Source organism: Pseudomonas sp. 09C 129 (assembly GCF_002843625.1).
In the GTDB taxonomy this organism is placed as follows: Bacteria; Pseudomonadota; Gammaproteobacteria; order Pseudomonadales; family Pseudomonadaceae; genus Aquipseudomonas; species Aquipseudomonas chlororaphis.
The window spans coordinates 2,731,875-2,757,325 of the sequence record NZ_CP025261.1 but is presented as its reverse complement, the minus strand read 5'-3'; the positions used below and the strand labels follow the sequence as shown (position 1 = coordinate 2,757,325).

Annotated in this window: 28 protein-coding genes and 4 tRNA genes; 13 read left to right on the top strand and 19 right to left on the bottom strand. The window is 54.8% G+C overall.

Annotated features, from left to right (window positions below; all coding sequences use genetic code 11):
* Positions 1-28: 28 nt before the first annotated feature.
* Together CXQ81_RS12690 and CXQ81_RS12685 are read right to left on the bottom strand one after the other, a co-directional pair.
* On the bottom strand, positions 29-985 hold the full coding sequence (locus CXQ81_RS12690; protein WP_101337358.1) for a sugar ABC transporter substrate-binding protein: 957 nt from the start codon (positions 983-985) through the stop codon (positions 29-31).
* 246 nt (positions 986-1,231) lie between these two features.
* Entirely contained in the window at positions 1,232-1,681 is a 450-nt protein-coding gene (locus tag CXQ81_RS12685; RefSeq protein ID WP_101337357.1) for a hypothetical protein, read from the bottom strand.
* A gap of 323 nt (positions 1,682-2,004) precedes the next feature.
* Here CXQ81_RS12685 and CXQ81_RS12680 point away from each other — a divergent pair, with 323 nt between their 5' ends.
* The 3 genes from CXQ81_RS12680 to CXQ81_RS12670 all read left to right on the top strand — a co-directional run bounded on the left by CXQ81_RS12680 (position 2,005) and on the right by CXQ81_RS12670 (position 4,259).
* Complete coding sequence (locus CXQ81_RS12680; protein ID WP_007920539.1) at positions 2,005-3,093, top strand: asparaginase; 1,089 nt, start codon at positions 2,005-2,007, stop codon at positions 3,091-3,093.
* A gap of 235 nt (positions 3,094-3,328) precedes the next feature.
* Complete coding sequence (locus tag CXQ81_RS12675; RefSeq protein ID WP_007920547.1) at positions 3,329-3,565, top strand: DUF1654 domain-containing protein; 237 nt, start codon at positions 3,329-3,331, stop codon at positions 3,563-3,565.
* A 4-nt stretch (positions 3,566-3,569) separates the two neighbouring features.
* Positions 3,570-4,259, top strand: a complete 690-nt coding sequence (locus tag CXQ81_RS12670) for an endonuclease (protein WP_101337356.1) — start codon at positions 3,570-3,572, stop codon at positions 4,257-4,259.
* Between the two features lie 103 nt (positions 4,260-4,362).
* On the opposite strand, the gene CXQ81_RS12665 is transcribed toward CXQ81_RS12670, so the two are convergent.
* Positions 4,363-4,719, bottom strand: coding sequence for an SPOR domain-containing protein (locus tag CXQ81_RS12665; RefSeq protein ID WP_101337355.1), 357 nt, complete (start codon positions 4,717-4,719; stop codon positions 4,363-4,365).
* 267 nt (positions 4,720-4,986) lie between these two features.
* On the opposite strand from CXQ81_RS12665, the gene csrA reads away from it, so the two are divergent.
* The gene (csrA, locus tag CXQ81_RS12660) at positions 4,987-5,181 is read left to right on the top strand and encodes a carbon storage regulator CsrA (protein ID WP_007920550.1); all 195 of its coding nucleotides are present in this window, start codon (positions 4,987-4,989) and stop codon (positions 5,179-5,181) included.
* Between the two features lie 348 nt (positions 5,182-5,529).
* On the top strand, positions 5,530-5,778 hold the full coding sequence (locus CXQ81_RS12655; RefSeq protein WP_007920551.1) for a hypothetical protein: 249 nt from the start codon (positions 5,530-5,532) through the stop codon (positions 5,776-5,778).
* A gap of 64 nt (positions 5,779-5,842) precedes the next feature.
* On the opposite strand, the gene CXQ81_RS12650 is transcribed toward CXQ81_RS12655, so the two are convergent.
* The 6 genes from CXQ81_RS12650 to CXQ81_RS12625 form a co-directional block, all read right to left on the bottom strand.
* Positions 5,843-6,304 carry a DUF2214 family protein gene (locus CXQ81_RS12650; protein ID WP_101337354.1) on the bottom strand — a complete coding sequence of 154 codons (462 nt, stop codon included), beginning with the start codon at positions 6,302-6,304 and terminating at the stop codon, positions 5,843-5,845.
* A gap of 135 nt (positions 6,305-6,439) precedes the next feature.
* A complete protein-coding gene (locus tag CXQ81_RS12645) occupies positions 6,440-7,846 on the bottom strand; it encodes a carbohydrate-binding protein (RefSeq protein WP_371860902.1) in 1,407 nt (468 codons plus the stop codon).
* Positions 7,847-7,963: 117 nt separating this feature from the next.
* Positions 7,964-8,593: a lytic polysaccharide monooxygenase auxiliary activity family 9 protein gene (locus CXQ81_RS12640; protein ID WP_101337352.1), complete on the bottom strand. Its 630-nt coding sequence runs from the start codon at positions 8,591-8,593 to the stop codon at positions 7,964-7,966.
* Between the two features lie 322 nt (positions 8,594-8,915).
* On the bottom strand, positions 8,916-9,266 hold the full coding sequence (locus CXQ81_RS12635) for a hypothetical protein (RefSeq protein WP_101339404.1): 351 nt from the start codon (positions 9,264-9,266) through the stop codon (positions 8,916-8,918).
* Between the two features lie 154 nt (positions 9,267-9,420).
* Positions 9,421-9,783 carry an NUDIX hydrolase gene (locus CXQ81_RS12630; protein WP_007920559.1) on the bottom strand — a complete coding sequence of 121 codons (363 nt, stop codon included), beginning with the start codon at positions 9,781-9,783 and terminating at the stop codon, positions 9,421-9,423.
* Between the two features lie 171 nt (positions 9,784-9,954).
* Positions 9,955-10,422: a DUF3757 domain-containing protein gene (locus CXQ81_RS12625; RefSeq protein ID WP_178081055.1), complete on the bottom strand. Its 468-nt coding sequence runs from the start codon at positions 10,420-10,422 to the stop codon at positions 9,955-9,957.
* Between the two features lie 545 nt (positions 10,423-10,967).
* Between CXQ81_RS12625 and CXQ81_RS12620 the strand changes: the two genes are divergently transcribed.
* The 3 genes from CXQ81_RS12620 (at position 10,968) to CXQ81_RS12610 (ending at position 14,366) form a co-directional block, all read left to right on the top strand.
* A complete protein-coding gene (locus CXQ81_RS12620; RefSeq protein ID WP_101337350.1) occupies positions 10,968-11,924 on the top strand; it encodes a site-specific integrase in 957 nt (318 codons plus the stop codon).
* Positions 11,925-12,612: 688 nt separating this feature from the next.
* Positions 12,613-13,386 (top strand): hypothetical protein, encoded by a 774-nt coding sequence (locus CXQ81_RS31035; RefSeq protein ID WP_157832244.1) that lies wholly within the window; start codon positions 12,613-12,615, stop codon positions 13,384-13,386.
* Positions 13,387-13,484: 98 nt separating this feature from the next.
* Positions 13,485-14,366 (top strand): hypothetical protein, encoded by an 882-nt coding sequence (locus CXQ81_RS12610; RefSeq protein ID WP_157832243.1) that lies wholly within the window; start codon positions 13,485-13,487, stop codon positions 14,364-14,366.
* A 462-nt stretch (positions 14,367-14,828) separates the two neighbouring features.
* On the opposite strand, the gene CXQ81_RS12605 is transcribed toward CXQ81_RS12610, so the two are convergent.
* Positions 14,829-15,137: a hypothetical protein gene (locus CXQ81_RS12605; protein ID WP_101337348.1), complete on the bottom strand. Its 309-nt coding sequence runs from the start codon at positions 15,135-15,137 to the stop codon at positions 14,829-14,831.
* A gap of 117 nt (positions 15,138-15,254) precedes the next feature.
* On the opposite strand from CXQ81_RS12605, the gene CXQ81_RS12600 reads away from it, so the two are divergent.
* Positions 15,255-15,503: a helix-turn-helix domain-containing protein gene (locus CXQ81_RS12600; protein ID WP_101337347.1), complete on the top strand. Its 249-nt coding sequence runs from the start codon at positions 15,255-15,257 to the stop codon at positions 15,501-15,503.
* 77 nt (positions 15,504-15,580) lie between these two features.
* Here the strand turns inward: CXQ81_RS12600 and CXQ81_RS12595 are convergent, their stop codons facing one another.
* On the bottom strand, positions 15,581-16,060 hold the full coding sequence (locus CXQ81_RS12595) for a TIGR02391 family protein (protein WP_101337346.1): 480 nt from the start codon (positions 16,058-16,060) through the stop codon (positions 15,581-15,583).
* Entirely contained in the window at positions 16,044-16,736 is a 693-nt protein-coding gene (locus CXQ81_RS12590; protein ID WP_101337345.1) for a DUF5343 domain-containing protein, read from the bottom strand. The genes CXQ81_RS12595 and CXQ81_RS12590 overlap by 17 nt, the downstream gene beginning before the upstream one ends.
* Before the next feature lie 212 nt (positions 16,737-16,948).
* Between CXQ81_RS12590 and CXQ81_RS12585 the strand changes: the two genes are divergently transcribed.
* Together CXQ81_RS12585 and CXQ81_RS12580 are read left to right on the top strand one after the other, a co-directional pair.
* Positions 16,949-17,323 carry a hypothetical protein gene (locus CXQ81_RS12585; RefSeq protein WP_101337344.1) on the top strand — a complete coding sequence of 125 codons (375 nt, stop codon included), beginning with the start codon at positions 16,949-16,951 and terminating at the stop codon, positions 17,321-17,323.
* Between the two features lie 216 nt (positions 17,324-17,539).
* Positions 17,540-18,235 (top strand): recombinase family protein, encoded by a 696-nt coding sequence (locus CXQ81_RS12580; RefSeq protein ID WP_101337343.1) that lies wholly within the window; start codon positions 17,540-17,542, stop codon positions 18,233-18,235.
* A 196-nt stretch (positions 18,236-18,431) separates the two neighbouring features.
* Here CXQ81_RS12580 and CXQ81_RS12575 read toward each other — a convergent pair whose 3' ends face one another.
* Complete coding sequence (locus CXQ81_RS12575) at positions 18,432-19,172, bottom strand: hypothetical protein (protein ID WP_101337342.1); 741 nt, start codon at positions 19,170-19,172, stop codon at positions 18,432-18,434.
* Between the two features lie 1,068 nt (positions 19,173-20,240).
* Between CXQ81_RS12575 and CXQ81_RS12565 the strand changes: the two genes are divergently transcribed.
* Complete coding sequence (locus tag CXQ81_RS12565) at positions 20,241-20,984, top strand: hypothetical protein (protein ID WP_101337340.1); 744 nt, start codon at positions 20,241-20,243, stop codon at positions 20,982-20,984.
* A gap of 154 nt (positions 20,985-21,138) precedes the next feature.
* Here the strand turns inward: CXQ81_RS12565 and CXQ81_RS12560 are convergent.
* Positions 21,139-21,215, bottom strand: a tRNA-Val gene (locus CXQ81_RS12560).
* A gap of 183 nt (positions 21,216-21,398) precedes the next feature.
* On the opposite strand from CXQ81_RS12560, the gene CXQ81_RS12555 reads away from it, so the two are divergent.
* Positions 21,399-22,682 (top strand): FAD-binding oxidoreductase, encoded by a 1,284-nt coding sequence (locus CXQ81_RS12555; protein WP_101337339.1) that lies wholly within the window; start codon positions 21,399-21,401, stop codon positions 22,680-22,682.
* A 206-nt stretch (positions 22,683-22,888) separates the two neighbouring features.
* Here the strand turns inward: CXQ81_RS12555 and CXQ81_RS12550 are convergent.
* The 5 genes from CXQ81_RS12550 to CXQ81_RS12530 form a co-directional block, all read right to left on the bottom strand.
* Positions 22,889-22,965 (bottom strand) — tRNA-Asp (locus CXQ81_RS12550).
* 101 nt (positions 22,966-23,066) lie between these two features.
* Positions 23,067-23,143: transfer RNA gene (locus CXQ81_RS12545), tRNA-Asp, on the bottom strand.
* Positions 23,144-23,202: 59 nt separating this feature from the next.
* Positions 23,203-23,278 (bottom strand) — tRNA-Val (locus CXQ81_RS12540).
* Positions 23,279-23,437: 159 nt separating this feature from the next.
* The gene (locus tag CXQ81_RS12535; protein WP_219734949.1) at positions 23,438-24,205 is read right to left on the bottom strand and encodes an SDR family oxidoreductase; all 768 of its coding nucleotides are present in this window, start codon (positions 24,203-24,205) and stop codon (positions 23,438-23,440) included.
* Between the two features lie 5 nt (positions 24,206-24,210).
* Entirely contained in the window at positions 24,211-25,422 is a 1,212-nt protein-coding gene (locus CXQ81_RS12530) for an O-succinylhomoserine sulfhydrylase (RefSeq protein WP_007921971.1), read from the bottom strand.
* Between the last annotated feature and the right edge of the window lie 29 nt (positions 25,423-25,451).

Sequence of the window (25,451 nt, the reverse complement as noted above, 5' to 3'; positions counted from 1 at the left end):
GGCGGGCGCCGTTGCGCCGCCAGAAAGATTACTGGGTGACCAGCTCAACCGGAGTTTCGATCACGCCATTGGCGCCACCGTCCACCTTCTCGCCCTTGAGGATCTTCAGCGCCGTCTCGATACCGAAGACCGCCTGCTTGGCGGCGAACTGATCGGCGGTCGCCAGCACGCGACCGTCCTTGAGCATCGGTTTGATGGCATTGATGTTGTCGTAGCCGACCACCTTGACCTTGCCGGCCTTGCCCGCCGCGCGCACCGCCGAGACGGCACCGACGGCCATGCTGTCGTTGCCGGCCAGCAGCGCCTTGAGGTTCGGGTATTCGCTGAGCATGGCGGCGGCGACGCGGTTGCCGGCATCGATTTCCCAGTCGCCGGATTGCAGCGAGACCACCTTGATCTGCGCGGCCTCCATCGCATCCTTGAAGCCTGCGGTGCGCTGCTGGGCGTTGGTGGTGGTGGACACGCCTTCGATAATGCCGACTTCGTCACCGGCCTTCAGGTCCTTGGCCAGGTACTCGCCCACCAGGCGCGCGCCCTTGCGGTTGTCGGGGCCGACAAAAGGCACGCTGATGTTTTTGCTTTTGAGTACGACCGGATCCAACTGGTTGTCGATGTTGATCACGGTGATACCGGCGTCCACCGCCTTCTTGATTACCGGCACCATGGCCTTGGAGTCCGCCGGGGCGATCACCAGCGCGTTGACCTTGGAAACGATCATCTGCTCGACAATACGGATCTGGTTGGCAGTGTCGGTTTCATCCTTGATGCCGTTGGAAACCAGGTCGAAATCGGCGGCATGGTCTTTTTGATAAGCCTTGGCGCCGTCTTCCATGGTGAGGAAAAATTCGTTGGCCAGGGATTTCATGACCAGGGCGACCTTGGGTTTTTCCGGGGCCTCGGCGAATGCCGAAGAGAGGGGAAGCGTAGCGGATGCGGCAGCCAGAACAGCGACAGCGAGAAGACGTCCAGCGAATGGCAGCTTCATGGGTTCACTCCGATCTTATGATTATTGTGAGCAACGCTTGCGCCGGAGTACGCTCGACGACCTTCAGACCCCGATTAACGCGGCTTGAAGCGAACCTGAGAGGTGTATGACTTTTATCGCCCAGGGCCTGCGCAAACGTTTGCGTAAAACCAACTATGCGAACCCTGCCGCTATTTGTCAACGGGGGAGCCAAGCCCATGAGCCGCCCGGAACGCCAGGACAGACGCCCCGTACGACATCACACAATCATGCGGTGGTACTGACCAGTGTGCCTGACGAAGCGTCCTTGCTCAGTTCCTTGACCAGCTTCCCAGCCACTTCCTGCAGCGCGCCGTTGGTATCGACGATCTGGCCTTGAATCGCCATCACCACGGTCGCCTTGGCTTCAGGGGTCGGATAACTCGCCGCCTGGGCAGCGGCCAACTGCTGCTGTTGCTCCTGCAATTGGGCCTGCAGTTCTTTCATGCGCTTGAGCAGCATTTTCACCACCAGGCTTTGATTGTCCCCTTCAGAGCCTTGGGTCTCTGCCTTCTCGGCCTTGGAAGCGGATGCCACTCGCAGCTTGCCCTCTTCATCGACCCCCAGGGCTTGCGCAGCGCTATCGGCGGCGCCCTGGCTCAGAGCCTCGATAGTGGCCGGTGATTTACCGTTGATGGTGATGGCCCCGGCAGCGGGAAAACCGACAGAAATAGACATGTGAGCTCCATAAAGAAACGATCCTTGGAGGGCATCGGCTGCAAGGACCATCTCTTTAATTCAGCATTTTCCTCATGCCAACCAGAACTGTCGGACAACCGAACGCAAATCTTCCGAGCATTCGGAAAACCGGACAACGAAACGGCCATCGAATCCGATAACTAAAAATAAGTTGATATAAATCATTAAGTTAAAAGAGTTTTGCGACCACAGTCCGGCTGGTACAGATCCTGCTGTTCCCTTTCGCCCGCGGCATTCAGATCTGTCTCGGGTGTATCTAGATGAACCTGCACCAGCACCGTCTCACTACTAGAGAGAAAATAATGAAATCTGCTTTCAACACCCTTGTTCCGGGCGCTTTGGCCCTCCTCTTGCTCCTTCCGACTGCATTGCAGGCCAAGGAAGTCGAAACCAAACAGAAGCTGGCCAACGTGGTCGTGCTCGCTACCGGCGGCACCATTGCCGGCGCTGGCGCCAGTGCCGCCAACAGCGCCACCTACCAGGCCGCCAAAGTCGGCATCGAGCAGTTGATCGCCGGGATCCCCGAGCTGAGCCAGGTCGCCAATGTGCGCGGCGAACAGGTCATGCAGATCGCCTCTGAAAGCATCACCAACGAAAACCTGCTGCAACTGGGCCGTCGCGTCGCCGAACTGGCCGACAGCAAGGACGTCGACGGCATCGTCATCACCCACGGTACCGACACCCTGGAAGAAACCGCGTACTTCCTGAACCTGGTGGAAAAGACCGACAAGCCCATCGTAGTGGTCGGATCCATGCGTCCGGGCACCGCCATGTCCGCCGACGGCATGCTCAACCTGTACAACGCCGTCGCCGTCGCCGGCAGCAAGGAAGCCCATGGCAAGGGCGTGCTGGTCACCATGAACGACGAGATCCAGTCGGGTCGCGACGTCAGCAAAATGATCAATATCAAGACCGAAGCCTTCAAGAGCCCATGGGGTCCGCTGGGCATGGTAGTGGAAGGCAAATCCTACTGGTTCCGCCTGCCGGCCAAGCGTCACACCCTGGATTCGGAATTCGACATCAAGACCATCAAGAGCCTGCCTGACGTCGAAATCGCCTATGGCTATGGCAACGTCAGCGACACCGCCTACAAGGCCCTGGCCCAGTCCGGCGCCAAAGCCATCATCCATGCCGGTACCGGCAATGGCTCGGTGTCTTCCCGCGTAGTGCCGGCCCTGCAGGAGCTGCGCAAGAATGGCGTACAGATCATTCGTTCGTCCCACGTCAATGCCGGCGGCTTCGTACTGCGCAACGCGGAACAGCCTGACGACAAATACGACTGGGTCGTGGCCAACGACCTGAACCCGCAGAAAGCCCGCATCCTGGCCATGGTCGCCCTGACCAAGACCCAGGACAGCAAGGAACTGCAGCGGATGTTCTGGGAATACTGATTGGCCCGCCCGACCTGTTCTGGTCGGGCACCGCTCTACCCCGCACTCGCCCGCCCTGGGCGAGTACTCCGCCCCGGTTGGCCTGTCCTCTTCTTTATCCCGCAGATAAAAAACTCAATCGTTTTGCAGCAATCCGCGGATATCGCTGTCAGAAGAACCTCTTGAATTTTAAGCGGTTGCGAAATTTCCTACAGTAAAATACTGTACGCGCATACAGCTTAATAAGGAATGTTCCGTGCCCGCCGCAGCACCACCAAGCTCTTATGAACGCCTCGGTTTGCGCGTTCAGAAAATCATCAATTCGCCCAACGCACAAAAAGCCAAGGCCGCCCTGATCTTCCGTCAGCCCGACGAAGCGGTCGACGAGTGGGAGCGCCTGCTCGAAGAAATCGCCGAAAACGACAACGTCACCCTCGCCTATCGCGATGACGGCGGTGTGCAGATTTTCTGGGTTGTGCCGAAGGAAGACTGAGTCGATGATTGCCCGCTGTTTTGCTGTACTGCTGTTTTGCGTTGCCCTGAATGCCCACGCCGATGCGCCCCGTACCTTCAACGAAGCGAAGAAAATCGCCTGGAAGCTGTACGCCCCGCAATCCACCGAGTTCTACTGTGGCTGCAAGTACAGCGGCAATAGGGTCAACCTCGCCGCCTGCGGCTATGTCCCCCGCAAGAACGCCAATCGCGCCGAGCGCATCGAATGGGAGCACATCGTTCCCGCCTGGCAGATCGGCCATCAGCGTCAATGCTGGCAGCAAGGCGGGCGCAAGAACTGCACGCGCCACGACCCGATTTATCAACGCGCCGAAGCCGACCTGCACAACCTGGTGCCGAGCATCGGCGAGGTCAATGGCGACCGTAACAACTTCAGCTTCGGCTGGCTGCCGGCGCGGTCCGGCCAGTACGGTTCGTGCCTGACTCAGGTCGACTTCAAGGCCAAGAAGGTCATGCCGCGCCCATCCATTCGCGGCATGATCGCCCGGACCTACTTCTATATGAGCAAGCAGTACAACCTGCGCCTGTCGAAACAGGATCGTCAGTTGTACGAAGCCTGGAACAAAACCTATCCGGTACAACCCTGGGAGCGCCAGCGCAATCAGAGCGTGGCTTGTGTGATGGGGCGTGGCAACGAGTTCGTCGGCCCGGTCAACCTGAAGGCCTGCGGCTGATATCCGTCCGGGTTGCCGATAAACGTCCGGGGCATGGACAGCCCCCCCAAGGATGATTGAGCGCCGGCAAGACCGGCCTTGACCCGGCACCCAAAAGAACGGCTTATTGCGCGACGCGGTGCTCGATTACCTGCGGCTCGATATTGCGCTTCTTGGCCTTGGTCAGCTTCTCGACCAGCTCGGCTTTCTTGGCTTCGGCTTCGGCCTGGGAATCGAACGGGCCGATCAGCACCCGATCCTTGCCATCTTCGACGACGACATAGGAAATGATCCCGTGTTCGATCAGCCAGCCGGCCAGATCGCTCGTCGCCTGAGGCAGGGTGCCGGCGACCAGCACATCCCATTGCGGCGTCGTGGCGGTCTGCGGCGGCTGTGCCTGGACAACCGGCGCCACCTTCTTGTCCACCTCGGCATGCTTGCCTTCACCGCATCCCGCCAATGCCAGGACCGCCATCATCATCGCTACTGTGCGCACAACCTACCCCTTGAAAGTCTGAGGCGGCGATTTTAGCACCCCAATCCCCTGCACAAACGCCACAAAATCAGCGCAAAACAAGGAGAATGATATTTATCGCCTCTGTATAGTTGCACCTCGGGAATTAATACAGCGTCTGCGCGTCAGAAAGAGGCACCCACACAGTGGTACTTCGCAGTAATCTATACGCACTACTACCGACATCTGCACTGTCTGAATCAGGTGCCCTACTAAGCAATCAAGGAGAAGATCATGCTGATACTCACCCGCAAGGTCGGTGAAAGCATAAATATCGGTGACGACATCACGATCACCATTCTGGGCGTTAGCGGCCAGCAAGTCCGGATCGGCATCAATGCCCCGAAAGACGTCGCAGTCCATCGCGAAGAAATCTACCAACGGATCCAAGCCGGCCTCACCGCCCCGGACAAACGCGAAACACCTTGAGCGCCATGAGCGGCCAGCCCTTTGTCTCATCACAATGGCTGGCGCAGCGTCATCGTTGATTGATTCCCCGCAGCATCCTCCCCCTCTTCAAATGGCAGCGGCGCAGTTCAGGCCGCCAGCGCCAGCCCTGGCAAAAGTGCACTACCCAAGCCCTTCACTGATAGCGCTCCATCCCGGCAATCTGTCGATACGACTCGGCCGGGAGAAAGCCCTTCCTCGTTTTTGTATAAATACTCAGTAGCGTGGCAATGAGCAGGAGGAGTAATTTCAAGACCTACCGCCTCCGCGAACCCGCCGAGGCTCCCCCCCTTGCCATCGGCAGATGCTTTACGAACAAGGAGCGGTCATATGCAAGAGTTCGCTTACCTTCTGATCACCAACGACCTGAATGCGATGCGGACCATTGCCGCCTGCTCGACGGAGGGGCTCTACGAAGTCAAACGCGGAATATTCACCTTCCGCTCCGAGGCCAACGTCGACTACCTGCACCGCGTGCTGGCTATCGTCAGCGACGAGTTCGGCATCATTCCCGTGCAGCAGGCCGAGTTCAAAACCAACCGAGCCACCATCAGCAAGGCTTTCAGCCAACTCTGCTAGAGCGCGCGGCGCTCGATGACGCGCAACAGCCCGCAGCGAGCCCGAGGACACGCGACTCCTCACCTCATGACTGGCCGAGCATGACCCCACGTGCCATGCCACTGGCCGCCACTACTATCAGCACAATCAGCAGCGCCTGTAGGTGGCTGATGCGCGCAAACAGCGTGGCGCGACCGGTATCGATCGACGCCCCGCGCCCCAGGGCGATTCGCCATTTGATCAGCGCAACCATTGGCCATATTTCGAGCAACAGGATGATGGCGAACAAGGTCATCTTGATGTGAAACAGCGGCTGGTGCAGGTAGTAGTCCGTGCCTTTTTCGTAGCCAGCAAAGGCGCGCAGCAAGCCGGTGATCAACAACACCGCGGCGGCCAGCCCCCAGCCATTGTCGGCCAGCAGAGCCCGGCGCACATCCGCCCCTTCGGTGACCACGCGGCGCAACGCTGTACCGCGATTGAGCACCGCCGCAAAGGCGACAGCAAAGGCCAACAGGTGTACGGCCGCGAGAAACCAGTGCATGAGCATCGCTCCACTCTCCATTGACGGATGACAAAAAATGGCCTGTGAGTATTAGCCCATAACCCGCAGCTTTGCCTTGCCCGACACCCAATAAAAAAGGCGCCCGTCATCGGGGCGCCTCTGTACTACTCCTAGCCGCGCTCACGCACGACGCTGAACCGCCACCTTGGCCCAAAGGGTGAAGGCGACATCCGGAGTCCAGCCGGCGTTCGAGGTGTGCTCTTGAAAACACAGATACAGATTGCCCTGATAAGTCACACCATCATCTTTGCGATAGTGATGATTCAACTGCCATTCCGGGTATTGCGGGTCAGGCACCCCGCCAGCGGTCTTGATGTTCAGGTTGGTACTGGGCAGCGACTGATTACCCTGGGCGTCCGTGGCGCTGACAAAGTAGCTGTACAGCGTATCGGTTTTCAGCCCCTCGTCCGTCAAGGTCAGCGAGGCCGTCTGGGCCACCGGCTTGCCATCGCGAAACAGGGTGTAGAACTCGATCGGACGAACACCGTGGGCAGCACTCCAGCTCAAGGTCACGCTGTTTTCTGTCTGCGCGGGAGAAAACAGGTTGCCCGGCGCCGAAGGTCGCTCCTCGCCGCTGCCACCATGGATCAGCGGCGCATAACGATCACGGAACTCCCAGTTGTAACGGACACCGTACTTGTTGAGGCCGTCATCCCAATTGACCGACCAGGTCATCAGGCCCTTGATCGACAATCCGGCACGATCCAGACGCTTGAAGGCATTGCTCACCGCCGCTGGGTCAATGACATACCCGGTCGCTGCCGCGTCGACGTTGGCCGGCAGACCGATCACGAACTTGTCGGCAGGGATGGCGATATAGCCACGCGTACCGGTGACCAGGCTCTCGGTCAGATAAAACAGAAAGTCTTCCTTCAGCGCGTCGTTGTTCTGGGCAATCCAGGCACCCTGCCCGCCGTTGGCTTCCTGGACCCACAGACCGTCGCCGCCCTGGTTGTAGTATTGCGGCGCGATGAAATCGTAGTAGCCATCCAGCGCCTGGATATAACCGACGTATTTGCCGCCGGTGGCGAGGTAGGGAAACTCCGGCGCCATGCTGATGATGAAGTGCTTGCCCTCGCCTGCATAGTGATCCTTCACCAGCTTGAGCGCCGCCGGCAGCACGATCTTGTTGTCGGCAAAATCGATGGCGCTTTGCTCGAGGTCGATGTCCAGCCCGTCGAAACCATAGGTTTCCACCAGACGGATGATTTCGTGGGCCAGCGCTTGCTCGTTGCCCTTGTGCAACTCGATATGAGCGTCCGCACCGCCAAGGGAAATCAACACTGCCCGCCCCTGGCTGTTGAGCACGCCAACCTGACGCCGGAACTCCTCGTCCGACAGGTTGTAGGGCTTGAAGGTGGGAATGCCGTTGCCCTTCATGAAGGCTACCGCCACCACGTTGTATTCCCTGGGTACATCCACCAGGTCGAGGTTGGCGAACTGCCCCTGCTGGTAGCCGTCACTGGGGCCTGCCGGCCAGTTGTGCCAGAAGCCCATGAGGATCTTCTTGCCTGCGATCGACGGCATCAACGATGCCGAATCATTCGCCTGAGTCTTTACCGCTGCAAAGTTGATCTTGTTCACGTTCTAATCCTTCAGAACCATTTAAAGAGAATGACAACTTCTGCTGTTATTCAAAGTCGACTATTTGAAGTCGACGTCGAACGCCTGATAGAACGCATTGCCAGTGTTGGCGACAATCCACGCCAGAACAATCACGTGGTGGCCTTTCTTGTTCTTGGGCAGTGTCACTTGATGTTCGACCTTGGCCTTCATTTCATCGCCGTGCTGGTCATACGGAACTTGTGTGTAGAAGTCCTTGAAGAAAGCCTGCGGCTCCAGTTGCGCACGGCTGATACGCTGTCTCGTGTCCCAGCCATCTTTGGTGATGAACCAGCTGTAACCGCGGGTCACATGAGGAGCGGTGTACTCCCACTTGACCTGAAACACCTGCCCCGGATCGACGTTGAGCAACGGCCAGGAGAACGAACGCCCAAGCTTCCTCGACATTTCTTCATTGGTGAAGTTGAGGCAGTCACGCTCGTCGGTCTTGCCGCCGCTGAGGATATGCCCATCAGCCGGTGGCACAACGCTGGCGACGTCGCTCTCGTATGGTTTCTGAAAAGGTCCGCCCACCAGGGCCGGGAAATTTTTACCGCCTTCCATCTCATTGACCTGCCAGGTGCCGAGCAGCCCCAGCTCGACGGCGACAGCACCACGGCTGGAGGGGGATACGACACGCCCGTGTTTCGGTTGAACTAATGGCTTATTCATTATTTTTCACTCCTTTGATTAAATGAATCTCCTTCTTGAGGAGAACTTTAAACTAGTCCAAATCAGTGTTTTGTCTACTGATCTCCGCATACAAAATGCCGAGCAAATTGTTACACCTCAACAAAGCCGGGACATCAACGAATAATTACAGCGCAAACCTACAGGAAGAAAGGCAAATAACTTACACAAGCCAATAAATGAGTATTCAACTAGCCTCTTGTTAACCAACCCTTCAAGAAAAACAATGGAAATCTTCAATAAACCATAAACCCGGCAAGAGCCGGGTTCATGATCTGTTTACTGGATAACGTTCAAAAAGGAATTACAGGCAAGTCGCCAATGCGGCCAGTCTACGCTTGGCGACCCAGTTGTCCTGGACCGCGTAATAATTGACGGTGGTACCCGAAGCCTGCCCCCGAATATCGGCAAAGGACTCCGCCGAACGGGTATAGACCGTGTATCCACCCACCTTGGCAGACTCCAGATAGGCCGACGCATCCACACCGAACACCGCTTCGTCCTGCCAGGCAAACTGCACACACTGCGCCACGATTTGCTCCGCCTTGGCCGACGAGAGCACCTTGTAGGGACTCTTCGAACGCGCCTCATTCATCGCCGAGCCGGCACACCCCGCCAGCAGCGCCGCGACCATTACCGCCATCAACACCCGCATCATGCTACCTCGCCGTAAAAACGCGACAGTATCACTCACATGACAAGCCATTGGCATTCGGCTGCGAGAAACTGCTCGCAGACCATTTCGCGCACTGGCCGGAAAAACAAAACCCGCGCAAGGCGGGCTTCTTCATGAATCGATAACACCTCGGTTAAAGGCGGCGTAAAAACGAGCTCACAATACTCTTGGTGGCGGCCGTTGCATCCAGCTCACGGGCAGCCCCATAGGCATGCCAAGCGATGGCCGCAATTTCATTCAAGGGCCGGGCATCCTCGGCATTGGCCACGGCAACCTCGAATACGTGATGCCGTACATTACCGGCGTCGAACTCCAGGATGTAAAGAGGCTCACTGGCATCCAGCCCTGTCTCCTCACGCAACTCACGTATCGCGGCAGCAGCGAGAGACTCCCCAGGCTCGACCTTGCCGCCCGGTAAAGACCATTTTGCGCGATCCTTGCGGACAAAAAGAATTTGCCCTCCATGCGCACAAATCACCGTTGCTCTACTCTTCATACCTGCACCCTACCCGACCACATCCTGCCCGTATTGCGCAGGGAACGTGCATACAGACCGAAAACCGACTTAAAAGTGTCACAAAAATGTCATGAAATGCATAAGCATTAAGGATGCCAAAAAGACAACGGCATAGCCTGGAACAAAACCCTTCCATACAGACGGGCACATTCACTTCAAATAAAAACTGCATGCATCTCTATAGGTATCCGTACATTCCAGGATTGTTGATGAGGAGAAGTCTCGAGACTCTTTCCATGACAACGAGTTTCCAATCCACATGACCTGTTTGTAATGACCGCCGAGATCAAGATGCATATTCAAATATCGGCCACCGGAGGTCACATAGATACAGCTATTTATAAAACCAACTTTATCGACACCTTGGTGAGTCAATACAAAATAGCTTTTCTCGAAGTTGGTAACAGCTTCCATGGCACCGTCAACCAGCACACCTACCCATTCAGCACCCTCACTTTTAGCTGGCGCGCTAAAAATGCCCATCATGCCCTTGATATCTCGCGGCGAAGGACATGATTCCTGATCACCCGGCCAGTCAGGGATATTGAGGTAATTGCTAGCATGCACGAATGTAAATAGCTGCGAACACAGCAACACCCAACCCAACAATCTAGACACGTTCCATTCCTTCGCAAATATCAGAAGGAAGGTTCTATCAACTAGAACAACTTTAGAATGTAGGACGATTCCTAAAATATTAGATTTTTCTCTTAAGACCAGCAGTCTCTACATCGAAGCGCCCGCTCTTGGTGGTCAGTTGCAAAGTGCAGTCACAACGACGCCCCTGACTAAAGCGTGCTATCCACCTGGACCAGGCCAGCCTCCAACGCCGCGAAGATCGCCAGCCTGAAGTCATCGGTGGACCTTGAAAGAACACTATCAGGAAGGGCACGCCGAAAAAGGAGATCGTGTACCTGGAGGCAGGTGCCGACTTGGCCTTTTGAGTGGTGGCTTTACAAAGGTTTTTAAAACCGCGGACAACAAAAAAGGGCCCACCTTTCGGTGGGCCCTTCCAGACCGCCCAGCAGAGCGGATTTTGTTTGGTAGGCGCGATTGGACTCGAACCAACGACCCCCACCATGTCAAGGTCTGCTTGAGCAAGCTGCAAGCGTTGGTGCTCAAGGGTTTCACAGAACGCCCATTCACATTATGAGGCGTCGATAATGGCCACTTTCCGCTTACTTTCATCCGGCAACTGGAACGCTCAGGTACGGATAAAGGGCAAATCTCCCCAGTCGAAAACCTTCAGCACCAAAACTGAAGCAGAGTCATGGGCGAACCACATCGAAGCAGTGACGATGGATCGAAAGCACCACACCATCTATACGCTGGGCATGACGTACTGCGAAACGATGCTCAAGGGCAAAGGTAGCTACGACCACGCACTGAAAATCGTGGAGCATCTGGGCAGACACTTCACGCAACCAATCCAAGACATCACGCCGCAGATGATCAATGACTTCAAGATCATGCGATTGAAGAAGGCGAAGCCGTCAACGTGCAGGACGCAGCTTGCATTTATGTCCCGCTTCTATCGTTTTGCTAAACGCGGATTGCTGATCGACATTCACAACCCTGTGAGCGATATCGCACTACCAAAGCCAGACCGGTCTTCTGACAAAGTGATCCGTGCATGTGAACTTGAGCGGCTTCTGGAGAAACTGTCTCCAACCATGAAGCTCATCGTTGACCTCGCATACGAAACCGCCATGCGGCGATCTGAAATTCTGAAACTGACGAAAGGCTGCCTTCACCTCAAAGAACGCATTGCCGATGTAATCGATGGAAAGAACGGCACTCGATCAGTTCCCCTTACTCATCGAGCTGTTGAGATTCTTCAACTCGCCCAGCTATGGGCCACTGTGGAACGTTATCCACATGGCATGATCTTCACTGTCACACCACATGCTGTATCTCAGGCAGTCCGTCTAGCACGCGTAAAGGCAGGTTTGGACAGTAGCGTCAGACTGCACCAACTCAGGCATACGAGAATCACCAACGTGGCGAAGAAGGGATTCAACAACGCTCAAATCATGATCGTCTCAGGGCACAGGGATACGCGATCCGTCGCACGTTACTCCCACCTAAATGTCAGGGACGTGCTGCACCTCATCGACTGATCAAATGAAACGAGCTGCCACCCGAGATACTAATGGGTGGCAGTTTTCCATTCAAAGACAAGCGGTTAACGGAAACCGCAGGAAGTATCAATGAGTATGACCTTTCTACCTGCGTCGGAAACTCGTTGGAAACCATCGATAAACCTCATCAAAACCCGCATCACTCTCGCCATGCTCCAAGCCCCCCCTTCCGTTCTGCCCAGTGTTTACTGGCTCACATGGCTGTCTGGATTAAGCAGGGCGCTTTCTCTCCGATGGAAACTGGTTTATGCAAAATGGCACGGTGCTATAGGGCTCAGAATGATTAGCGCTCCAAGCCAAACGCGATCACATCTAAATTCAGATCGCAACAACTTCTTGACAAGCGGCCAAAAATCAGTAGAATGCGCTACCTACCCAGCAGGTAGACAGACAAATTAGAAGCCTCTACGCGACCACAGTGCGAACAAATCGCCCAGAAATCGCAGGAGGTTTTTTAATGCCCAAGTTTTGGCTGACCACCACCTGACGGTCAATGCAGATCATGAGAAGAACCCATGAAATACGCAATTGAAGCAACACCAACATTGAGGTCGACGACATCGAATAGCTGAGTTCCTGCTCCTCCGTAGCGAGAAGAATGACGAGCCCGATGCCGACCAATGTGTCGGTATTTTTACGCCCATTTTTAACTACATAGGAGGATTTTATGAGCAGCACTTTTACTGAAAACGACAAGACCATTGGTGAAACGCCGCGACTCGTAGGCAATCACCTCATCTGCCAGATCGCAGCTACAACGACAATCCCCGGACACACAATTCCGTCCGCCAACGACAGTGTTAGCGGGAAGCTTGTGTGTGGAGTTGGGATTAACGATCTCCCCGGACATTCGTCCTACCGTGATCCTAAGACCGGTAAGCTCGTGCTTCAACCAGCGTACTCAACATGGAACGCGGTGATTCATCGCGCCTATGACGAGAAAATCCATGCTCGCTACCCCACTTACATTGGGTGCTCTGTACACCCTGAGTGGCTCAAACTTTCTGGGTTCAAAGCTTGGTTTGATCAAAACCATGTTGAGGGCTGGTGCTTGGACAAAGACCTGATTTGCCCCGGCAATAAAGTGTACGGGCCGGAGCACTGTCGATACGTGCCCCCGTACCTAAACCTCATCGTGACTGATTCCTCAGCAACGCGAGGCGAATGGCCGCTGGGCGTCACCAAGCAGAACAGAGCCGGGAAATTCAGTGCCTATTGCAGAACAGGTGGCAAGCAAATTCGCCTCGGCAGCTTTGACTGCCCCCAAGCAGCACACAAAGCTTGGCAGATGAAGAAGGCAGACGTCATTGATGATGCTTTACGGCGGTACATGATTGAACGAGTGGTGCATCTAGAGGTTGTACGAGCGTTGATTCACTACGCAGACCGGCTTCGAGCTGACGCGACCACAGGCAGGGAAACCACTGGATTCCCTGCTTAAAAGTTTCACTGAATATGGCCGCTGGCGTTCGCTTGCGGCTAACACCACCCAACGAGGCACACGCCTATGAAATAAACTTAAATACAGGAGAACAATCCATGTCGCACCCATTCGTTTTAAATTTGATTCCCACCACCCACGCTGCAAATGATGACGCACCCTCCAGGGCGTCAGCCCTCCTTGATCCTCGCGAAGAAAGAGTTCTCGCACTCCATAAAGCTGGTGTCTCCCGCCGAAAGATTGTTGAAGCAACAGGTGAAACCGAACACTACGTTCGTCGAGTCACCAAAGATGTGCCTGTAACCGAGAAACTTCCAACGACCCCCTCTGAGCGTGCAGTCGCTCGCTGTTACCCGATGGCGATTGGTCGCACTGGAATCAAGGACTACCAGCTTCGATCAGTGATGAGCGAATGCTACGGTGTTGAATGGGACGCTGAAAAAGGTCGGTACAAGGGGCGTTACACTGTCGACCAACTCAAGCGAGTGAAGGAAAGGATTCGTGAGCGCGCTACAGCAGAAGGGCATTCGGCCATCTTCGTTATGGACTGGATCAATGCTGACGCACCACTTGAGTCAAGCACGAGAATCACACAATGCGCTTCCAATCTACAGGATGCCATCCAAGAGGCCGTAGATGAGTTCATGCAGGCATCTGGAATACAGCATGTCGAAGAGGGTCTCGACCTTACACTGGCGAGAAAGAAGCAGGAGTTTGCTGCGCGTCGGCACATCCTGAAGCTGGCGGTCAAAGGGGTATCCAAGGAGCCAGTTGCACGTCTACAGGAGCGAACCATGGATCAGGTCAACCAGTTAGCAGGTACTCCAGACGCTCCCGGCGTGACTGTTGCAGTGACCAAACTCCACCATCCCGAGCCAAAAGGGGATGATGCGTTCTTGGATTACTGCGAGGGGCAAGGTTGGTTGCACCCTGATCATTATCCAGAGGTTGAGAGCGCCATATCAACAGCAGGGTACTGACAGGTAGGATCACCCAGTCACGCCCACCATATATAGAGAGTGGGTGGTGGGTGCTCCGCCCCCACGATATTCCTCCCAGACGGTGACGTCTGAGTGGGATAACTCGCCTTGAAGACAATAGTCGTATCGTCCCGATTCTGGATCAGCACACCAACAAATAAAATGAAATCAACACACATCCAAGCTCTTGATCTGCTCTACCGCAGGTGACGTGTAAAACTGTCAGCATCCGCAGATGGGATACTACCGAATACGTCCCGATTCGTTTTTGCACTGAAAAACAAGATCACAAGCGAAGAGCTGGATTTGTGTAACTTGTTTTTTGTTGGAGTACATCTGAAGGATTTGTCGGCGATCACGCCGGTGCTGACCACTGTTGAAAACTGACGTTTTCAGTGCAAACACTCACTTCAGCGGAGCGAGGAGGTTATCCCAACGAACTCCGCTTTCGGTGCGGGACAACTAGCGCAAGTAGAAGTACAGAAAGACTACAACCAGAATCACGAATATCACCCGACCTTGAAGCACCTGAGAGTTCAATTCGTCATTCTTTATCTGTTTGTAAGTGTCGGTGTCGCTGAGTCCTTGCATCTTATAATCAAGCACCTGGCCCATCTGCTTTTCCAGTCGTGAATTGTGTTTACTGTTACTACCTGCAATGAGCAGCCATACGATCAACCACAGTCCAAACGTCGGAATGCAGAGCAGTAGGTGCAACACATGGTTTGTCGTCTTCTTTTGGCTTGCCAGCACAAAGAGCTTTTCATTCATGGGAAACCTCCATCCGTAAAAGCCTGCAATGGCAGGAAAGAGGACATTTTATCCCAAATTCAGATATCTGAAAACCAGATATAGGTTGGAAGGCCTCCCTTATGTAGCCACCCAACAATGGCCAAAACGATCTACAGACCCGAACACGCTACGCTTTTGTCGCTGCTAAAGAAGCACAGGAAAGCTGCTGGCCTAACTCAAGTCCAGTGCTCAAAGGCCCTGAATCGCCCTCAGTCGTTCATGAGTGACGTTGAAAGCGGTACACGTCGCTTGGATATCGTACAGCTTCGCGACTTGTGCAAAGTTCTGGGAGTTGGTCTTGCAGAGTTGGTGATTGAGTTTGAGACGTCGCTGGAGAAACACTGATCCCATACCTTTTGCCATGGCCCGCTGTTGCGTTCGACTACGCAGCCTTTGGTGCTGAAAAAATCCGATCTTTGCACTCAGGAAAAACCACTCTGCTCCAACCTTCTGAGCAGCAGAGAGGCAAACGCAAGGTGATCCAAGCAGGTGTCGGGATCATCACTCAGGTCGATTTCATGACCTCGGGGATTTCTGATGGCCATTACCGCCCCACTGAAAAGGAAGCTGTAGCCTTTCTGTTCGTCTCGACCACTGGCAGACGATAAGTCAGCAAGAGTGAGTATTGGCTTCGCCTCGTTGAACGCACTCATCATGAGCCTAAACCCCGACTCATCCACTTGGCATAACCGCTGCACCAGCTTGTCTATCAGCTTAAACGCCTCGAAGGTAGCTTCTGCACAGTGCCCATCGTCGAATAGCCCTTTCACTTTTCCGAAAAGGCCTTGATGGATATTTCTGAGATCAAATGGGTGCACAGAATCGACTTTGGCATCCTCTCCGCCATCAAATGCTCCTGTCCTGCGAACTATTCCTTCAAAGACATTAAGGGACATTGCCATTCAGCAGATTCTCTCTGATGCTCTTGAAGATGCGGTCGTAAGTCTCCTGGTCGCCGCCAGCAGGCAAGTTGATCTCTACCCTGACAGTGAGCGCCATAGAGGAAGATTGAGCTACCGGTTGAGTCGATTGAATAGGCAGAGGAATCTCGGCCTTGGGCTGCTGCGGAGTTGTTTTGGCACGTAAAGAGCGCGCTGCACGAACAGAAGTCGATGCGTCAGCAGCCTTGGGTTTGGGTGATCGCGCTGCACCGTCCACTTTGCCGGAAAGTATGCCGAGCGCCTGAAAGGTTGCAGCCTGCTTCTTTCCGACAACGTCACTTGTGCTGTCGGTGTGCCTGAAATACGCAATCAACTTGGTTAACGGAAGCGTCCAAGCATTCTCACCGTGCAACTCAAAAAGCTCGCTGTACGCCGAAGAGACTATTTCCGCGAAGCCTTGCTGAAACTCACTATCTTCATGCTGACTGAAGACGGTGCCGACCTTTTGGCCTTTTTTCCCATCTTCATCTAGCACCCCGAGAAATCGCAGCGTGCTCAATACATAGCTTTCGTTGTTAGGCGCTATTCCAAGCTTTTTCATCGTATCCGAGCCGAACTGGGCAGGGAACGATTTTCTGAGCTGGGAAACGGTCTGTGTCAGCCCTGCAATTCCGGAGTACGGGTGCTTATCTGCCATGATTTTATCCTTGTCATCTCGACCTAGCTGCTGAAGCTACCGAGAACCACATCCGGTGTCTAGCGCGCTAGCAAGAGGCCAGCATTGTAGCTCCGCCTGCACAAAGCCACACCGCAACGCCTGCCCAAACCAGCAGCAAAAAGCGAGGAACTCACTCTTCAAAGGTTCGCTGCTACGCTTTTCTGACCTCAAGCCAAATCGGGACAAGAGCAATGGAACTGAAGGATTTCATCAAGAATAGCCTCTGTCAGATCGCCGAAGCGATTCTTGATGCAAACGAGGAGCTAAAAGGGACAGACGCCGTAGTCAACCCCACGCGGATGCAGACCAACTCAAACAACTCACAAGCCTATGGACGCACCGTAAAGGCGGATGACAATACCTACTTGTCGAAAACTCGAATTGTCGAAAAGGTCGAGTTCGACGTATCTGTCACTACCGATGCAGAGAGCCAGGTAAACGGCGGAATAAAGATTTCAATTGCGTCCGTGAGCGTGAAAGGTGGCGGAGAATCCAGTGACAAAGCGGGCTCAGAGTCGCGAATCAAGTTCTCGATTCCTATGGTCTTCCCTTCTCAAAGAAACTGAAACGCGTAATGGATCGAGGAAGGAGTCGATACCACAGAACTCTCGACCTCAACAGCCGTGAGAGCAGCAACTTCCTTGAGAGGGTACGGGTAGAACGAAGCGTCAGTGATTCGATAAAGAAAATGACAAACCGATAGACTAGTGATAAACGGTTTGTCATAAAACGCCAACGCACGTAAAATGACTTCATTGAAGCGCGTTAGCGGAGCCAGTCAGATGGATGTTGTAGCGTACACACGAGTATCAACAGGCAAGCAAGAAAAGTCTGGTCTTGGCCTTGAGGCACAACTTGACTACATCCGCAAGGCAGCAGCTCAACAAGGCTGGAACATCGTAGCCACATACACCGAGACAGTATCGGGCTCTATTAAGCCAGAGGATCGCCCCGAGATGTCCAAGGCTCTTGCCCACAGGATGCCTATAGTGACTGCCAAGATCGACCGTATCAGTCGTGACGTTGAACACATGGCATCCCTGATGAAGCGTGTACAACTCAAGATTGCAACGATGCCAACAGCCGACAACTTCCAACTTCATTTGTTTGCAGCTCTCGCAGAACAGGAACGTGTGTTCATTCGTGGTCGTATCAAAGACGCTCTAAAGGCCCTCAAGCAACGTGCTGATGATGGTGATCTGGTAAGTCAGGGGAAGATTGCAAGACGTACAGCAGCGCTCGTAAAGGCCAGGGCGAACACTGACACATCAGCTGCTACAGACGCCCTCACGGCGAAGGTGGAAGACCACAGGAAAGAGATTGAGCCACATGTACAAGCATGCCTCTATCGTGGCTGTACCACACTACAGAGCCTTGCAGATTGCTTAAACGAAAAGAGACAACTCACAAGTCGTGGCAACCAATGGACACCAACAACAGTACGTCGCCTGATGACTTCTCTACAGCTCTCGTTCTGATGTGTTGATGGTTTGTTCCCGCAATCAACACACCCCCTCTCATCTTGAGGGGAGCGAGGGTTATTTCTGAAAATCCCAGCTTTTAAAATGGCCACCTCGCATCTCGCTTAGCAGATCAGGTAAGACTTATTTTTCCAGCTAGAAAACCAAACGAGTATCGAAGTGCACTCAATTTCTGGCGGCGGGCCAGCTCAGGTTAGACTTGACCTTGACTGTTGAGATATTGAGCCGCCCCGAAGTACGCCGGGCTAATGTCATCTATATTGACATTGCCGACAATGGAATCAATCAAGTCGACTTCATCACGACCCCAGCTCGTAAATTTGTAAACGATGTACACAGAGTGCTTCTCAAGTCGGTGAGATGGTCGGTTGCTGACGTAGTTATCCCAATTCGGGCCGCTGAAATAGTTAGGTTGCATTGTCTCTGGATTGGAAATTGGATCAAGCCTTGATTGAAATCTTGACCGGATTAGCTTCTCCGACGCACTATAAGTCGTACACATGCTAACGCTGATGATCTTGTCGGACAGTTCTTTGGCTGTGAGGATCAGTCTTGCTGATTGAAGCCATGCAACTCTATCTCTGCGGACTCGGCCATCTTCAGAATCATTAAGTGTTGCGAGTGCCTCCTCAAGACACTGAAGGGCTTGTCTGTAATAGATTTCATCGTCTCTTGTCTCTTTGTCCAGTTCGATACTTGCAAGCTGAGCTTTGATGCTGTCACCCTGCTTTTTAATAGTGACGATCACTGCTATAAAGCCAAAGATTGAAATTATCGTAGACAACACGCCTCCAAAGTAATCTCCGAAGACCCCCCAAGAAGCAGGGTCTTGGCTGAATGTGGAGTGGTAAAAAGTGTAAACCCACGGCACGATGACAACTGCCATACTTACAGCGACTGCTGCAAAAACCCCTATGATGAACTTCTTGTCCATTATCTGTTTTCTCTACTTCAACTGACGCTTTATTTAGATGCACTTTTGTGCGGGATATTGAGAGTATGAGGTTGTCATTTTGAGCCTGGCATCAGCTTATGAGATTCAACTCTACCCGCCAACTCAATCCACCAATCCTGATCGAATTGCTTCAACACCCCACCCACAAAGATTGTATCGTTGAACGACTTGATGTCACGGGGACTAGCTTCTGTGTCCTTCGCCAAACACATTACCAAGTAGCAGGGAGCGCCCTTGCGAATCATTTCAACGTGGGCTCGTCGTTCGCTGTACCCAAAGTTGCTGCTGTCGCTGCCATACTTCTCCAGATGGGTTAGCTGGACGTATCTCACACCATCGTGCGTCTCGCACCGATCCTGCCACACTCTCAGGAACACAGCCCCGTCTTCCCGCACGGCTCCCCAAGACTGCCTCACGATGCGGGGTGGAGCCTTCAAGGCAGAAAAGAACTGTGTGATTGACCTTTCGCTCATACACCACTCCCATTGATCATTTGTTGTACCTGAAACTCTGGTAGATGAATTCTAGGTTCTTGAAGCCGCAGTCGATTAGAAGTCGAGTACATTGCATGTGCTTTGTGCTGGACAAGCCGCAGTTCAACAGCAAGCATCATCCGAAAAACCATTAGATTACTTTTCCTGCCATCGAGCCAAACCGATATCAAAGCGCACCGGGAATTTTGGTGGGGGGCTGCGAGCACCCTCAGCAACAAGGTGGCGGACACACCCCGATCATCGAATACTACGCCAGCAAAACCTCCCGACTGATGCCGATGCTGAATGACGTAGGAGGTCCGCCCGAGTCCACGCGAGCGGTTTTTGAAGCAAAGATCAGGAATGAATAGCCCGCCAATGGGTGCCGTGACTGTGGCTGAGACGCTAGAAACCCAAGCTCGGGCGTGTGGTTTGTACAGTCAGTAATCCACCACAATATCCAGATCATCAGAGAAGTTGCAGCAGTCGAAAGGCTGATCACAACCCCCACCCTCGCCTATCCTCGAACCACGTTCGATGGCGCGTTAATATCCGCCAACCAATTGAGTAAAGGATGAGAAAAGTGAATTCAACGCTAGATGATGGTGGAGACTTCAAGAAGGCCCGAGGATTTTTGCTGACATATTCAGCAGTGGTTTTGGCGCTATGGTTCTTCGGTGCAAATCTAACCGCCTTCAAGCTCATGGGCACCGAGATACATCTTGAGCACCGCACAAATAGCGTTTGGCTCGTGCTTGCCTGCCTCAACGCGTACTTCTGGTTCCGATTTGTTCAACACATACCAAGCGGAGGCTTTCGTTTTGACGAGGCCATGAACCAGCTATACGACCGCTCATTAGCAAGAGCCGCCGTATGGAGAAAGCATTTCGAACTGAGAAAAAGCGTTCAAACCATCCAAAATGAAAAGCACCCAACTCACGAGAAGACAAAATTCAATCGCGGACATGCCTACCTTACATGCTACGAAAGACTGAAAGAGGATCGTAGACAGCAACCGGAGGAAGAAATTGAACTGCACGATTACAGCAGGGAGAAGCGAACTGAGATGCGAGTTTCAGCCCACTACAACTACACCAGAGCCGGAGAGTGGATAAAATTCGGAGATAACGTCCACCTTGATCCGTATATCCCCAGCAGGAGCTTCACCTGGACGGTGAAAACCTACGTGATGCTGAAAGGTGCTTTCATTACGCCTTGGTTTACCAACCACATTGCTCCGCTGCTACTGGGCGCCTTGAGTACACTCATCGCCCTATGGAGTTGGTGGCAGATCAATCATCCCAATATTGCAGGGTAACCTCCACCGCCAAACGTAGCTCTATCGGCGTTCACATTGCCCAGTGTGAACGAACCCGATATTTTGTGAACGTTCTGCATGAAACCCAAGACAACAAAAAAGGGCCCACCTTTCGGTGGGCCCTTCCAGACCGCCCAGCAGAGCGGATTTTGTTTGGTAGGCGCGATTGGACTCGAACCAACGACCCCCACCATGTCAAGGTGGTGCTCTAACCAACTGAGCTACGTGCCTGCTGTGAGGCGGCATTCTACGGAATTCCGGAGGGGTGTCAACACCTTTTTTGCAGCTAACCCTCTGAATATGCGAATTTTTATTTTTTGAGCCTGCCAAGAAGATTTTTCGATGGCTGGTAGGCGTTTTTCAACTCAGGTAGGATCCACGCAATCGTCAAGAATATTAAACAGAGGTTGCAGGATGGCGAACACACCTTACCCACAGTCGTATTACGCGGCGTCAGCCAACGCTGCTCCAGCCCGCCCGCTGCTGCAAGATGATGTGGAAACCGATGTCTGCGTGATCGGTGCCGGCTACACCGGCCTTTCCAGCGCCCTGTTCCTGCTTGAGAATGGCTTTAAAGTCACCGTCCTGGAAGCGGCCAAGGTTGGCTTCGGCGCTTCCGGGCGTAACGGTGGACAGATCGTCAATAGCTATAGCCGCGACATTGATGTGATTGAACGCAGTGTCGGCCCCAAGCAAGCTCAACTGCTTGGCCAGATGGCCTTCGAAGGCGGCAGGATCATCCGTGAGCGGGTCGCCAAGTATCAAATCCAGTGCGACCTGAAAGATGGCGGAGTGTTCGCCGCCATCACCAGCAAGCAGATGGGTCACCTGGAGTCGCAGAAGCGCCTGTGGGAGCGCTACGGCCACACCCGACTGGAATTGCTGGATCAGCGCCGCATTCGCGAAGTCGTCGCTTGTGACCTGTACCAGGGCGGCATGCTCGACATGAGCGGCGGGCATATCCACCCACTCAATCTGGCACTGGGTGAAGCGGCAGCCGTGGAATCCCTGGGTGGCGTTATCTACGAACAGTCCCCGGCGGTACGCATCGAACGCGGTGCCAATCCGGTGATACATACCCCACAAGGCAAGGTCAGGGCCAAGTTCGTCATAGTCGCGGGCAACGCCTACCTGGGCAACCTGGTGCCGGAACTGGCCGCCAAATCGATGCCATGCGGCACCCAGGTCATCACCACTGAACCATTGAGCGATGAGCTAGCAAAAAGTCTGCTTCCCCAAGACTACTGCGTCGAGGACTGCAACTATCTGCTGGATTACTACCGTCTTTCCGCCGACAAGCGCCTTATCTTTGGCGGCGGCGTAGTCTACGGCGCTCGCGACCCGGCGAACATCGAGGCGATCATCCGACCGAAGATGCTCAAGGCCTTCCCACAACTCAAGGATGTGAAGATCGACTACGCCTGGACCGGCAACTTCTTGCTGACCCTGTCGCGCCTGCCGCAAGTCGGACGCCTGGGCGATAACATCTACTATTCCCAGGGCTGCAGCGGCCATGGCGTCACCTACACCCATCTGGCGGGCAAGGTACTGGCAGAGGCCCTGCGCGGCCAGGCAGAACGTTTTGACGCCTTTGCCGAGCTGCCGCACTACCCCTTCCCTGGCGGCCAGCTGTTGCGCACCCCATTTACTGCAATGGGCGCCTGGTATTACAGCCTGCGGGACAAGCTGGGGTTCTGATAACCTGCCCCTCTGCAAATAAAAAACCGCCTATAAGGCGGTTTTTTATTTGCAGAGGGGCAATATCGACTGCCTGAGCAGTATCGAAAACGCCGGATTCCAAAAACAAAAAACCCCGGTCTTTCGACCAGGGTCTTTGCTATCGATCCGAAGAGCTTGCGGCTCCCTCGTCACTTGAAGGCGTTCAGTGCTCCTTCAAGTAGATATGGCGCAGCGGACGGGACTCGAACCCGCGACCCCCGGCGTGACAGGCCGGTATTCTAACCGACTGAACTACCGCTGCGTATCGCTTGGACTTGCGTCCATGTGAACCGTTTAAATCATCTGACTGAAAAACTTCGAGGCTTTTCAATCTCAGAGCAGGAACACCTGATCTGTAAAATATGGCGCAGCGGACGGGACTCGAACCCGCGACCCCCGGCGTGACAGGCCGGTATTCTAACCGACTGAACTACCGCTGCGCGTCGGTTGGATGCTTCTATGGAAGCCTCCGTCTTTCTTTCGAAAGGCACTCAAGAAGTGGTGGGTGATGACGGGATCGAACCGCCGACCCTCTGCTTGTAAGGCAGATGCTCTCCCGGCTGAGCTAATCACCCTTTGCTTCGTTGAGGCCGCGAAATTTACGCAGATACCGATGCTAAGTCAATACCCTGCTTGAAGTTTTTCTGAAAAAGACAAAATCACGACAACGCCTGAAAAAGGAATCAACAACACCGACGACCTAAAGCCGTGCTCGTTGCGCCCTCCACACGCCATCAGTCGCGATAAATCATTTTTTTGCTCATACCGCCGTCGACCACGAACTCCTGACCAGTGACAAAACCGGAGTTCTTCGACAACAGCCACGCCACCATCGCCGCCACATCCTCGACCGTCCCTACCCTGCCCGCCGGATGCTGGGCATGATCGGCATCGCTCAGGGGCTCCGCCCGCCGCGCCGCTGGATCCCGGGCATCGATCCAGCCGGGACTGACCGCATTGACCCGGATCTCCGGCCCCAGGCTCATGGCCAATGCATGGGTCAAGGCCAGCAGACCGCCCTTGCTCGCCGCATAGGCTTCGGTGTCCGGTTCCGATTGCCGGGCACGGGTAGACGCCAGGTTGACGATGGCTCCGCCATGAGCGCGCAGATATGGCGCACAGTGCTTGGCCAGGAGCATCGGACCGCTGAGGTTCACCGCCAGCACCCGATTCCAGTAAGCCAGATCGAGGCTTTCCAGGGTGATGTTGCGCGGGTCAGCGACTGCTGCGTTACACACCAGCGCATCGAGGCGCCCGAACTGCCCCAGCACTTCGGCGACCCCCAGGGCGACCTGCGCTTCATCCGCCACATCCATGCCAATGAACCAGGCACTGTCACCCAGGACCTTGGCCACCTGGGAGCCGCGCACGCGGTCCAGATCGGTCAACACCACCTGCCAGCCCTCGCTGATCAGCCAGGCAGCGATGCCCAGGCCGATACCGCGTGCCGCGCCAGTCACCAGCGCGACGCGGCCGTTGGCAACGCTCTGCTGTTCGGACAACTCGATCACAAGGCTGCCAACCCGCGCGCCAGGTCGGCTTGCAGGTCCACCACATCCTCAAGGCCGACAGCGATACGAATCAGGCTGTCACGAATGCCCGCCGCTTCACGCTCTTGCGGCGCCAGACGGCCGTGAGAGGTGGTGCTCGGATGAGTGATGGTGGTCTTGCTATCGCCCAGGTTGGCGGTAATGGAAATCAGGCGAGTGGCGTCGATAAAACGCCAGGCCCCGTCCTTGCCGCCCTTGACCTCGAAGCTCACCACCGCGCCGAAACCACGTTGCTGACGCTTGGCCAGTTCGTATTGCGGATGGCTTGGCAGACCGGCGTAGTGCACCTTCTCGATGCCGTCCTGCTGCTCCAGCCATTCGGCCAGGGCCTGGGCATTGGCACAATGGGCGCGCATCCGCAGGTTGAGGGTTTCGAGGCCCTTGAGGAAGATCCAGGCGTTGAACGGACTCAGGGTCGGTCCCGCGGTACGCAGGAAACCCACCACTTCTTTCATCTGTTCGCTGCGGCCAGCCACCACACCGCCCATGCAACGACCCTGGCCATCGATGAACTTGGTCGCCGAGTGCACCACCACGTCCGCGCCCAGCTTCAGCGGCTGCTGCAACGCCGGAGTACAGAAACAGTTGTCGACCACCAGCATCGCGCCCTTGGCGTGAGCGATTTCGGACAATGCAGCGATATCCACCAGCTCGGCGAGCGGGTTGGACGGCGATTCAACGAACAGCAACTTGGTATTGGCCTTGATCGCCGCATCCCAGCCGGACAGGTCCGCCAAGGGCACGTAATCGACCTCGATACCGAAGCGCTTGAAATACTTTTCGAACAGGCTGATGGTCGAGCCAAACACACTGCGCGAAACCAATACATGGTCGCCCGCGCTGCACAAACTCATGACCACCGAGAGAATCGCCGCCATGCCAGTGGCCGTGGCCACCGCCTGCTCGGCGCCTTCCAGGGCGGCGATGCGCTCTTCGAACGCCCGCACGGTCGGGTTGGTGTAGCGGGAATAGACATTGCCCGGCACTTCGCCGGCGAACCGCGCGGCCGCATCGGCGGCCGTGCGGAACACGTAGCTGGAAGTGAAGAACATCGGATCACCGTGCTCCCCTTCCGGGGTACGGTGTTGGCCGGCGCGCACGGCCAGGGTGTCGAAAGCTACGCCATCAAGGTCGCTGTCCAGCCGACCGGCATCCCAATCCTGACTCATGCCGCCTACTCCTTATGTCTTCTAATGCT

Bases quoted from the DNA above. Each gene is read 5' to 3' on its own strand.
- CXQ81_RS12585 (WP_101337344.1), top strand. From the start codon at position 16,949: ATGGAACTGAAGGATTTCATCAAGAATAGCCTCTGTCAGATCGCCGAA.
- CXQ81_RS12690 (WP_101337358.1), bottom strand. From the start codon at position 985: ATGAAGCTGCCATTCGCTGGACGTCTTCTCGCTGTCGCTGTTCTGGCT.
- CXQ81_RS12620 (WP_101337350.1), top strand. From the start codon at position 10,968: ATGGCCACTTTCCGCTTACTTTCATCCGGCAACTGGAACGCTCAGGTA.
- CXQ81_RS12640 (WP_101337352.1), bottom strand. From the start codon at position 8,593: ATGAATAAGCCATTAGTTCAACCGAAACACGGGCGTGTCGTATCCCCC.
- CXQ81_RS12600 (WP_101337347.1), top strand. From the start codon at position 15,255: ATGGCCAAAACGATCTACAGACCCGAACACGCTACGCTTTTGTCGCTG.
- CXQ81_RS12565 (WP_101337340.1), top strand. From the start codon at position 20,241: ATGAGAAAAGTGAATTCAACGCTAGATGATGGTGGAGACTTCAAGAAG.
- CXQ81_RS12680 (WP_007920539.1), top strand. From the start codon at position 2,005: ATGAAATCTGCTTTCAACACCCTTGTTCCGGGCGCTTTGGCCCTCCTC.
- CXQ81_RS12580 (WP_101337343.1), top strand. From the start codon at position 17,540: ATGGATGTTGTAGCGTACACACGAGTATCAACAGGCAAGCAAGAAAAG.
- CXQ81_RS12655 (WP_007920551.1), top strand. From the start codon at position 5,530: ATGCAAGAGTTCGCTTACCTTCTGATCACCAACGACCTGAATGCGATG.
- CXQ81_RS12670 (WP_101337356.1), top strand. From the start codon at position 3,570: ATGATTGCCCGCTGTTTTGCTGTACTGCTGTTTTGCGTTGCCCTGAAT.
- CXQ81_RS12650 (WP_101337354.1), bottom strand. From the start codon at position 6,304: ATGCTCATGCACTGGTTTCTCGCGGCCGTACACCTGTTGGCCTTTGCT.
- csrA (WP_007920550.1), top strand. From the start codon at position 4,987: ATGCTGATACTCACCCGCAAGGTCGGTGAAAGCATAAATATCGGTGAC.
- CXQ81_RS12610 (WP_157832243.1), top strand. From the start codon at position 13,485: ATGTCGCACCCATTCGTTTTAAATTTGATTCCCACCACCCACGCTGCA.
- CXQ81_RS12645 (WP_371860902.1), bottom strand. From the start codon at position 7,846: ATGCCGTCGATCGCAGGCAAGAAGATCCTCATGGGCTTCTGGCACAAC.
- CXQ81_RS12605 (WP_101337348.1), bottom strand. From the start codon at position 15,137: ATGAATGAAAAGCTCTTTGTGCTGGCAAGCCAAAAGAAGACGACAAAC.
- CXQ81_RS12575 (WP_101337342.1), bottom strand. From the start codon at position 19,172: ATGGACAAGAAGTTCATCATAGGGGTTTTTGCAGCAGTCGCTGTAAGT.
- CXQ81_RS12685 (WP_101337357.1), bottom strand. From the start codon at position 1,681: ATGTCTATTTCTGTCGGTTTTCCCGCTGCCGGGGCCATCACCATCAAC.
- CXQ81_RS12630 (WP_007920559.1), bottom strand. From the start codon at position 9,783: ATGAAGAGTAGAGCAACGGTGATTTGTGCGCATGGAGGGCAAATTCTT.
- CXQ81_RS12530 (WP_007921971.1), bottom strand. From the start codon at position 25,422: ATGAGTCAGGATTGGGATGCCGGTCGGCTGGACAGCGACCTTGATGGC.
- CXQ81_RS12635 (WP_101339404.1), bottom strand. From the start codon at position 9,266: ATGCGGGTGTTGATGGCGGTAATGGTCGCGGCGCTGCTGGCGGGGTGT.
- CXQ81_RS12590 (WP_101337345.1), bottom strand. From the start codon at position 16,736: ATGGCAGATAAGCACCCGTACTCCGGAATTGCAGGGCTGACACAGACC.
- CXQ81_RS12595 (WP_101337346.1), bottom strand. From the start codon at position 16,060: ATGGCAATGTCCCTTAATGTCTTTGAAGGAATAGTTCGCAGGACAGGA.
- CXQ81_RS12665 (WP_101337355.1), bottom strand. From the start codon at position 4,719: ATGATGATGGCGGTCCTGGCATTGGCGGGATGCGGTGAAGGCAAGCAT.
- CXQ81_RS31035 (WP_157832244.1), top strand. From the start codon at position 12,613: ATGAGCAGCACTTTTACTGAAAACGACAAGACCATTGGTGAAACGCCG.
- CXQ81_RS12555 (WP_101337339.1), top strand. From the start codon at position 21,399: ATGGCGAACACACCTTACCCACAGTCGTATTACGCGGCGTCAGCCAAC.